Below are 10225 nucleotides of genomic sequence, written 5' to 3'. Positions count from 1 at the left end.
ATATTTAGATGTGCAAAAAGAAAGGGAAAAGGTCAAAAAAGAAGCACCGTAGGTGCTTGAGTGGGGGCTTTCCTCCCATCACTAAAGTGACGGGTATCCAGCCCATAATATATCAATGAATTACCACATCAAATGGACCGACTTTATTGGCCTGACGAGCAAGATTTTTAGTTTCTTCCAAATTTGATGAGTTACCAACAATTACCTGAGTAGCTCCAGGGTTTTCTACCATAATGGCTTTCTTTCGTTCCTCATTGCGCGCATGCAAGACTACTTCATGACCTTATTTAATCAAAGCTTGAGCGGCTAAAGCCCCAACACCGGTTGAGGAACCGGTAATTAAAATCTTTGACATACTTTAATCTCCCTTCAATTTAACCAAATACATAAGATTAATAACTTTTTATAGAAATACCGTTATCCCAAGGCTTTAAACATCCCTAAAAATAACGGTAACTACTCATACTGCTGACCGGTTTACGTTTAATAAATTTGTTGATAACAAACCAGTTTATTTTCTTCTATCGGTTCGTCACCCAAGATTTGAAAACGAGCTTTAATTATTGTCATTTTAACCATAACCTAACAACCTTTTCCCAAGTTTTATCATCAACCATCACCCTAGGCAAACTGTTAGTAAGATCCGACTTTTCAGTAATGATCCCTATATTTAAGGAAAAGGTTACAATCCCATTCTTGACTAGGTATTGTTGGGTTTGCTGATTGCCATCACCATATGGATAGGCAAAAAATGAAGATGGTTTCCCCAAATTTTTAACCATTATTTTTTGAGATTGCTTATAGTCTTTTTTAAATCTCTTAAATTTACCAGGAGTGGTGACCGCTGATTTATTATGAACCAAATAATGTAGGTTGTTTGTATGCAATCCGACAGTTACTAAAGGATTAGAAGACATCTTTCTAATTTGACTCCAGCTAACTAATTTAGTCCCCCCATTATAGTCACCAGTTGTCCCCGTTACAGTAAAAACTGTAAACGGAATCTTATTCTTTTTCAAAAAGGGCAGTCCATTATCGTAAACAGTTTGATCAAAATCGTCAAAGGTAATAACAACATATTGGTGTTGTAGCGGCTTTCCTTTTTTTACCAAAGCCACCATTTGATCAGCGGAGATAAACCGAACATGGTGCTTTTTTAAATATTTAACCTGATATTCAAATTTGTCTTGACTTACTGAATACTCATGAATTTGAGAATTGTTTGTCAATGCTTTAACGGAATTGTTACTAAAGTTATATTTAGTAATTCGATGATAACATAGGACCATTATTCCGTTTTTTCGTCTATCTCTTACGCTTAACGTCCCTTTACTAACGTCACGTTGTTGCTCATTTTGCTGAAGTGATTTGTGATAAGTGAAGTGAATGACCGAAAGACCAGTTATGATAATTATGCATATAAACAGCTTATGCCAAAGTTTTTCAATCATTTTTTCTCCTTAAGTAATAGCCATCCCAGTCTTAGGGTCGACAAACCAATAATGATTAATATTGAATATAAGACTATATCAATGGTCTTGAGAAAGGTATTCAAATCACAATTAAACAAAATAAACAAATTTACGGCTTCTTCATTAGGGCTACCTGACAAAAACAGGAAGAACAGGACAATTAATCCTAATTGAAGGATACCCAACAGAATCGAAATAAGAACTTTTACAAATTTTTCTAAGTATTTAATCATAGTGTTGTATATTCCCTCGGTCCGATTCACCCCAAGCAGCGTATTTAATGTTATCAAATAAGTGATAGAAGGCCATGAAGGTAACAATTATGTTGTATAGCCAATAGAGATAGAAATATACCGGTAATAACCAAAATATCCCCCACGGAACATGTAATAATTTATTTTTAGAATTAATTAGTCTAGAAATGAAATAGAAAAGTAATGTAGAACCAAAATAAATGGTAATAACATCTAGCCGCAATCCTAGGTTATGCTGAAATAAATACGTAAAAAAGAATTGGAGAAAGGAAATGCTGACTAAAAAGATCCAAACATAGCTTAAGATTACATCTAACGTCAGTAATCCTTCACCCCAGGAAATCCTAAACAACCTATTCATTCGTTTGCGGAGTACTTCTACCCCACCCCATGCCCATCGTTTCCGTTGATTCAAAAATCCAGAAATTGTCTCCGGAACGAAAATATGACAGATGGCATGAGGCTCATAGCCGCAAAGCCACTTTTTCTGATATAGTCGCCAGGTTATATCAATATCTTCCGTCATTGCTGAAGGATTCCAGCCATGGACATTCTCCAATGCATTTCTTCGAAACAGAGTTAGAACACCAGAAATAGTCAAAATCCGATTGGTTAATAAGAACTGTGCTCTTTTAATAAAATCAATATTCATGTAATACTCTAGAAACTGCAGCTTACCCAAAATTGTCCTCGTATTTTTAACCATGGGTCTCCCAGTGACTGCTCCACATTTAGGATTGAGTTCTAGAAAATTTACTAAATGAGATAAGGATGATTTATCAAAAATTGAGTCCGCATCAACGCACAGAATGTACTTAGCTGTACTTTTGGATAAAGCCGCATTCAGTTCGGACGCCTTCCCCTTGTTCTCATTAGACGCGATAATTTTTATGTTGGAATACTTTTGTTCTAGATCTCTCATAATTGACAGAGTATGATCTGTACTCAAATCATCAATTAGGATTAGTGAATAATTTGAATATTCCAATTGCTCCAATGATTTAACGGCATCACCTAAAACTGTCTCCTCGTTGTAGCAAGACATAAAAATATCAACTGAAGGGTCTAACTGACTTTTACAGATCTTCCTTGATTGCTTTACCTGGTAAATACTATAAATTTCATAAAAGAGCGCCCCTATAATCCATATTAAAGACATGACAATAGGGTAAAATAGCTCAAATGTACCTATCATAAAATAATTTCCTTAATTAAAAAATAGTGTTTAGCTGTTGCTTAACGGGAATTCAATATTTAGAATTCTCGAGTACAAATACAAGCTACACAGCCCAAGAGTTCTAAACTAATCGCTCCCTACTCCTCTATATTCCTAACTGTGTACTAAGTGCTGATAAGAAGGTTTCCGCCTTACCGACGTAATAATAATCTGAAAAAGATAGGATGGGTGCATTAGGATCAATATTAACTGAGACAATGGTCTTAGATTTATCCATACCACTTACATACTGTGCAGATCCTGAAATACCTAAATTAATAATCAGGTCAGGAGCCACACTAACCCCACTTTGACCAATTTGCTGATCATATGAGAATCCATTATTCCCTGCCAATGGCCTAGTAACGCCCAGACTAGCTCCTATCTTCTGGGCCAGTTTTCGTGCTGACTCTACTATCTCGGCACTGGCAGCCCCTCGTCCAAGCGCTAAGATAATACTTGCCTGCGTAAGCTGGTTATCCTGAACTTTAACAGCGCTAGTAGTTGCCCGAATGGTCTTCTTTAATGAATCTTTCTCATCCATACCTGTACCTAATTTTTGTTCTTTCACTGCTGTCTCAGGAGTTGGGGCCACTTTCTTTGCCAAAAATACGTTAGGTCGTACTGTAAACATTTGCGGACGTGCGTTCGGACATGTAATCTCACACATAATCTGATCACCGTACGACGGCTTCGTACCAACCAATATATTTCCATCCGCAAGGTGTAGATCAATACAGTCAGCCGTTAATCCTGTATCCAACTTACCCTGTAATCTTGGGGCAACGGAACGCCCCCAGATTGTTGCACTGAATAGGATGGAATTAGGGCAAGTTAGAAGTTCTGTTAAAGCATAAATGGAGTCCGCAGCCAATTCCTGTGAGCAATCATCATTAAAATACGATTGTGTAATTACTAGAATTCGATCTGCACCATATGAACGTAACTCATTTAAAAGAGAACTTTTATCTTCTTCCGTCGTTAATAAGACAGCAACAACTGGACTGGCCCCCACCGTTAGGAGTTTGGTAATTAGTTGAAGAGATCCAGGCTCAATTTTTGTCCCACGGTGCTCAACAACAACCCAGTTTTCTTCTTTACCGATAGTCTTCACCTTATTTGAATTCAAACCTTTTCACTCCTTTATCGCGCATCGCGGATTTTACTATTAGCTGGTAGTTGTTTTAATAACTCATCAACAGCCGTTTTGGGGTCTTCAGGCAGTGCAATATGTTTCCTTTCTGGTGATTGGGGACTAAATACCCTGGTAACAACTGTTGGCGAACCATTTATACCAACAGTATTGACATCAACCCCTAAGTCTTTTTCATTCCAAATGGTGAGGTCTGCCTCCATACTCTTCCGCAACTGCATAAGGGTTGGATACTTCTGCGATTCTCTCTCAGTATCACGATTTACTGCAACGGTACATACGGCAGGCAATCCTACCTGAATCTCCTCAATCCCATCCGCTGCTTCCCGACGTGCAGTTACGTAAGATGGGCTGGGTTGTAACGATAATTCCGAAATATAGGTAACTTGGGGAATGTCTAATTTAGAGGCTATCAAGGGACCCACCTGACCGGTGTCGGCATCCTGCGATTTTGCCCCCAGTAAGATCAAGTCGGCATTTCCTATCTTATTAATCCCAGCAACCAGCGTGTTAGCAGTTGCTAATGTATCTGCTCCTCCAAAGGCGCGTGAACTCAGTAGAATCCCCCTATCGACACCTAAGGATAGTGCTTGGCGTAAAGATTGTTCAGAATCATTAGGACCCATGGATAACGCAATAATTTCAACAGGTTCTGATTGTTGTTCTCGTAAATTTAAAGCAAATTCTAAAGCTCTCTTATCAGCCGGATTCATCACGCCAGGAATTCCCTCACGCATTAAATTGTTATGTTGATCCAAATGAACTTGTTTGACAGCCAAAATCTGTTTAATACAAACAATTACTCGCATATATTAGACCTCCTTTATAAACTCGGCTTGGGTAATCTCTGTGAACATTTTTTCAACGGTTCCTTCTGCAATCTCCATAGCACGAGCATCCCTGATCAAATGTTCAATCGGATAATCATAACTATATCCATATCCCCCTAATAGCTGTAATGCCATGTCCCCGGCTTTTACGGCAGCTCGACTACCAAAACTTTTAGTAATCGCTGAAAGCTGAGTATATGTCTTTCGCTCATCCTTTGATCTAGCAGCATCTGTATAAGCTAGCCTTGTCAACTCCTTGTTTGTCACAATCTCTGCAATCTTTTCATGGGTTAACAGAAGGTCTTTGAGGAGCACCTGACCAGCTTGCCGCTGCTGGACATACTCTTTAACAACACTTATGATGTGCTCCATAATTCCCGTGAGTACTGCTCCCATTAATATCCGGGCATCATCATGGGCATGATTAGCAATTTCTAGTCCCTGGCCCCGTTTACCCAACAAATGAGATTCGTCAACCGTAACATTGTCCAATACGAGCTCTCCGAATGGGATACCACGAAGTCCAATAAAGTTTTCGGTCTGACCAAAGCTAACACCTGGCATTTGAGTATCGACTAAGAAGCAGGAAAATTCATCACTATCCGTTTTAACCACTACAATGTAGTTTTTGGCTAAGGTACCATTGGTAATCATAATCTTATCGCCATTGATAACCCATTTATTACTACCGTTCTGCCTAGCTGTTGCTTGATGACCGCTCGGGTTAGAACCACCACTAGGTTCAGTGTTCCCAAAGGCAAAAATTTCGTGGTTGGCTTTAGGGAGGTAGCGTTCCTTAATGTCATCATTACCATATTTCATTAATTGATAAAGTGTTTTATACTGTCCTTCCAATAGAACACCAACACTTGCATTCCCATAGGCTAATTGTTTAATTAGGTTAGCTGCCTCCGTCATATTTAATGCTGCACCATCGCTGTCCAGTGGCAGAATAGCATTTAGAAAGCCTAAATCCTGAAGCTTCTGAAATAGTCCCTTGGGTAGTCTTCCTTCACGATCAATTTCCATATCAAATGGAGCAACTTCATTTTGAGTAAATCTTCTAACCATTTCCTCAAGCAGTTTTTGAAACGTTGCTTCACTAGCCATTATTATCATCTCCCAGAACTTGTAATTATCTTCTACTATGATCTAGTATCGTCCATCAAATACCTGGTACTAACCTAAGAGAAAAGGTCATGGTTAGCCGCCTCTGTTGACACGTCATTGATTGAAATAACATCACCAACCGTGACATGCTCAGAAATGGTATCAAATCCCATAACCTTATTTTTCCCTTATAAAACTATTCCTTACTTGAGACTAGTCTTTCATCATCTATCATATGATGCATATTTTATTGCATTCCCGTTTAATGAGACAAGCCGATTTGAACAAGTTATACATTTGCAAGCGATTATATACACTTTGTTATGTAAGTAACTTTATAAGTTATTATCTATACACAAAAGGTTACTTAGGTAAGTGTTAGTTTCCTAAAAAGAACCCTTAGTAAGGAAAAAACGGAGTTACCAAAAATCTGCAGATTTTTGGTAACTCCGTTTATTATTAGGTGCTTGACAGCTCCTTAGTAAAATTGCGCTACAAACACAAAAAGGTATTATTAAATACTTTTTTCTACATAACCGTTAAAACACGATGAACATAGGTTTTAAATGGTGTTTCGCAAATGTTTTGCACTTCTGTAATAATATGGAAAGTATCACCAGATTGTGCATCACTAGGAATTTGGATTTCCAATTTATCACCATCTTCCTTGATATCTAAGTTAAAATGAGGGTCTACTTTTTCTGAATGAAGTGAAGACAGCGCACCATCAGAAAATTTTTCTATTTTAAGTGGAGGAAGGACTTTCCAATAACTTGATGCTTCAAAGTAGCACCAAGTCTGATAGGTTAATTCAAGATTATTGGTATCGCTAGCTTGTGTCTCAAGTACCACAGCTTGTCCTGCCTCCACCTCTTTATCGAGGTGATTTCTTACCACTACCGGATAATGCGCGACATCTTCAAAATTTTCCGCCAAACACCATGAAGCCCTTGCTGCAAAATCATCTTGAATATCGTCAAACCAACGCGTCAAGCTATACTCTGCTTCAAAACGCTTAGTATACGGATTATAATCAACAGCACTATTATTGTATAAAGATACCCGGACCTGCTCAAAACGTCCGCCCCATCCTCCGTATTCCGGGTTTTCAGCATTCCTTAACCCATTATTTAGGAGATAAAGATAAGATGGCGAATCTCCCTCAGAAATGAAGTCGTAACGTTTATATTCTGGATGTTTGGTCAAAAATTCATCAGTTCCACGCTGTTCTTCATATAACTCACCCGGGATTAAATTACCATCACCAATGAGAGCATACTTTGATAAAAGAGGATTATGTTTATCATGAATTTTACCTAGTTGCCATTTACTCTCTAATCGACTAGTTAAGGCAGGGTTAACCTCTTTCCAAAAATAAGCGAAATACCAGAAATTGAAACGATCATTGAGAACAGGAATCTTCCAATGTTTAGCAATATAATCCGCATACGTAACATCTTGATCAAGAATGATATATATTACTAATTTTTCTTCAATTTTCCGTTTGAGATCTCCCCACCCCGGACTATCCATATACCGTTCCTCGATAGATTTCAAAGCTCTAGCTGTCGTATTAGTCCCACCCCAAGTTTGAATATAAAGGGTTCTTGGATCATCATCTAAAATGAGTTCTTCCAAGAAACGAGAACCATCCGTTACTTCTTCCATCTCGCCAGCATTAGAAATATTACCAATATGATAAATACTCCGTAAGTAGTCCGCGGTTGGATAATTTGGATCGTGTTTTTTTAGATTCGGATGAACCTTTTCGTAGGCATCCAGTATATCCCCAATCCATCGTTCTCCTGTCCAGCGGAATGGTTCAACATCCATTCCATTTCCGGCATAGTGATAAATGGAGCTCGTCAAGATGATTCCAGCGGTATCAATGTCATTACTATACAGCAAATACCGCATGAAGGAATTCATGTCATCGACTTCCCCATCAGTTGTGATAACTGTTCGATTTTTTTCTACCATTATTATTTACTCCAATCAATACTAAAACATTAAGCTACCTTCATCGCCTCTTTTTTCCTAAATAAGGCCATCACTAAGAAGACAAGTGCTACAACAGCCAGAATAAAAGCTCCAATCATCATTTGATCTACAGCGGTCTTTTTATTGACAACACTACTCAAAAATGCAATGACATAAGGGGAGGCAAAAGCTCCTAAGTTATTGAAAATTTGCGCAATAGAAATCACTAAATTACTGATAGAATGATCCACTTCCCCTAAAATAACATCGTAGACATAGGGGATAATCAAGTTACCAAGCATCATTAAGACAAGAGCAAAAAAGAAAACAAGCATATTGTCTGCCTGTGCACTGAGGACAAAACCTAGGGCACACAAACCAACTGCAACAACGGGCGTATAATGTTTCAAAACCATAAAAATTTTAGAATAGCCAGCTGAGAAAGCAGCCCCAATCAGGCCTGCAATGGCAATTTCAGCAGATAGCCAATTCTGGTTAACCAGCTTATTTTGGGAGACAACTAGGGCTGAATTAGTTTGTTCTAATAGGAAAGCGGCAAAATATAAGAAAAGCATCACAAATGATACCCAGATGGATGGAGAAATACGAGCACCTGTTTCAGAAACGGAAGTCTCCTCCGCTGCTTCCTTTTCTTCTACAACACTTGTTTCATTTTCAATTGTTTTGGTATAGCCCCGCATAAAGAGAAGTAGGACCGGAATAACAAACAAGAAGTACAAAAAAGTAGAACGCCAACTAATCCCTAAGAGGCAACCCGCAACAAAGGTTAGCGAACTTTGACCCAAAGTTCCCATGGCTCCTTGGATACCAATCAAAGACTTTCGTTCCTTGCCGCTAAAGCAATCTCCAATTAGAGAAACACCTAGTGATGTATAAAGGCCGATCCCAGCACCAACTAAAAGACGCAATATGACAACCAAAATAAAATTAGAGACAAAGAAAGGCCCCACCCCTCCAATTAAGGTCGCTAATAAACCAATAATAACCGTATTCCGTTTTCCAAACCATTGAATAAAAGCATTACTAAATAGAATAAATAGCATAACCGTAAAGGATGGTATGGTGAATAGGGCTTGAATGGTTGTGGTAGTCATATTAGGGTAAGTTGCCACAATTTGCGGAATAGCTGCAACATTACAACTAGCTGCTTGTAAGAATAAGGATATTCCCAAAATCCCTACTTTTAACTTTGTATTTTGACTATTATTGTCTCTAATTTGTTCAATATTTTGACTCAAAAAACTACTCCCCTTGCTCAGCATCTTGATTCAAAGAAACCAAAAAATAACTTTCCTACCTATTTTAAATGTTCTAAAAGAGGCTCCTTGCTATTACACAAGAAGCCTACTAAGATGAAATCATTAAGGTTTTAATTTTTCAAATGTCGTCTTGATATTTGCTTTCAATTCATCAACTTTTGCTTGGCGTTCAGCTTTACGCTTAGCTTTCATTTCAGCACGTGCCTGATTATAAAGATCTTCTTGCACTTTCAAGGCCGCTTCTACTTCGTTGGTTACTGTATCAACATCCCAACGAATAATTTGGGTATCATATTTGGTAAAGTAAGTATTAATAACACTTTCATCTGTTTCTTGGACCAGGGCAATAACCGCTGTTTCCCCATCTACCAGTTTTTGAGAAACAACATCAATTAGACCTGCTTCCGTACTTTCAGTTGTATCACCAGCCGTCATGCCGTAGATACTACCAACACCATATCCAAATAAAGCACCAATTGGTCCCCCTAATAAACCAATAAGAGTCCCGACCAAGCCTCCGGTTAAGGTTGCTTCTGTCGTCGAATCTTCAAAGTCATAGCGGTCCTTTTCAACAATACGACCATGCTCATTTTTCACCAACGCAATTTGAGCGACCCTTGTATTGACCGTCTGTCTAAAAGCCTTTAAATCAGTAAAAGATTGATAAGCTTCACTCTCTGTATTAAAAACTGAAATTACTAGATTTTCCATGGTATATACCTCTTTTCTTTATGAATTGTCATTCATAGTAGCATACCTTCGTTATAAAGTTCTTTTCGATTTAACGTCATTCTAATGTTATTAATGATGTTTTTATGAAGATTTCATGACAATTTCATGCGGTTTTAACGCTATTTATAATAATCACACAGTAGCAGAACACCGTAACTGTGTGATTTCCAACGTTAACTTTCTAGCTTTTAAGGATGT

8 protein-coding genes are annotated in these 10225 nt (G+C 38.1%); all 8 read right to left on the bottom strand.

Going from position 1 to position 10225, the window contains the following annotated elements:
• Positions 1–566: 566 nt before the first annotated feature.
• The 8 genes from AOQ57_RS02270 to AOQ57_RS02230 all read right to left on the bottom strand — a co-directional run bounded on the left by AOQ57_RS02270 (position 567) and on the right by AOQ57_RS02230 (position 10006).
• Positions 567–1451, bottom strand: coding sequence for a polysaccharide deacetylase family protein (locus AOQ57_RS02270; RefSeq protein ID WP_093624810.1), 885 nt, complete (start codon positions 1449–1451; stop codon positions 567–569).
• Positions 1452–1697: 246 nt separating this feature from the next.
• Positions 1698–2921 (bottom strand): glycosyltransferase family 2 protein, encoded by a 1224-nt coding sequence (locus AOQ57_RS02260; protein WP_202812716.1) that lies wholly within the window; start codon positions 2919–2921, stop codon positions 1698–1700.
• A 127-nt stretch (positions 2922–3048) separates the two neighbouring features.
• The gene (locus AOQ57_RS02255; RefSeq protein WP_093624806.1) at positions 3049–4071 is read right to left on the bottom strand and encodes an electron transfer flavoprotein subunit alpha/FixB family protein; all 1023 of its coding nucleotides are present in this window, start codon (positions 4069–4071) and stop codon (positions 3049–3051) included.
• A gap of 14 nt (positions 4072–4085) precedes the next feature.
• Positions 4086–4904, bottom strand: a complete 819-nt coding sequence (locus tag AOQ57_RS02250) for an electron transfer flavoprotein subunit beta/FixA family protein (protein ID WP_093624804.1) — start codon at positions 4902–4904, stop codon at positions 4086–4088.
• A gap of 3 nt (positions 4905–4907) precedes the next feature.
• Positions 4908–6035: an acyl-CoA dehydrogenase family protein gene (locus AOQ57_RS02245; protein WP_093624802.1), complete on the bottom strand. Its 1128-nt coding sequence runs from the start codon at positions 6033–6035 to the stop codon at positions 4908–4910.
• A 528-nt stretch (positions 6036–6563) separates the two neighbouring features.
• A complete protein-coding gene (locus AOQ57_RS02240) occupies positions 6564–8015 on the bottom strand; it encodes a DUF1593 domain-containing protein (protein ID WP_093624800.1) in 1452 nt (483 codons plus the stop codon).
• Positions 8016–8044: 29 nt separating this feature from the next.
• Positions 8045–9274: an MFS transporter gene (locus AOQ57_RS02235; protein WP_235788993.1), complete on the bottom strand. Its 1230-nt coding sequence runs from the start codon at positions 9272–9274 to the stop codon at positions 8045–8047.
• A 123-nt stretch (positions 9275–9397) separates the two neighbouring features.
• A complete protein-coding gene (locus AOQ57_RS02230; protein ID WP_093624796.1) occupies positions 9398–10006 on the bottom strand; it encodes a DUF1269 domain-containing protein in 609 nt (202 codons plus the stop codon).
• Positions 10007–10225: the final 219 nt, after the last annotated feature.

The organism is Limosilactobacillus gorillae (assembly GCF_001293735.1).
GTDB classification, from domain to species: Bacteria; Bacillota; Bacilli; order Lactobacillales; family Lactobacillaceae; genus Limosilactobacillus; species Limosilactobacillus gorillae.
This window is presented reverse-complemented; position numbering and strand designations above follow the sequence as displayed.

Coding starts and splice junctions, on each gene's coding strand:
- AOQ57_RS02230 (WP_093624796.1), bottom strand. CDS start 10,006: ATGGAAAATCTAGTAATTTCAGTTTTTAATACAGAGAGTGAAGCTTAT.
- AOQ57_RS02240 (WP_093624800.1), bottom strand. CDS start 8,015: ATGGTAGAAAAAAATCGAACAGTTATCACAACTGATGGGGAAGTCGAT.
- AOQ57_RS02270 (WP_093624810.1), bottom strand. CDS start 1,451: ATGATTGAAAAACTTTGGCATAAGCTGTTTATATGCATAATTATCATA.
- AOQ57_RS02260 (WP_202812716.1), bottom strand. CDS start 2,921: ATGATAGGTACATTTGAGCTATTTTACCCTATTGTCATGTCTTTAATA.
- AOQ57_RS02245 (WP_093624802.1), bottom strand. CDS start 6,035: ATGGCTAGTGAAGCAACGTTTCAAAAACTGCTTGAGGAAATGGTTAGA.
- AOQ57_RS02250 (WP_093624804.1), bottom strand. CDS start 4,904: ATGCGAGTAATTGTTTGTATTAAACAGATTTTGGCTGTCAAACAAGTT.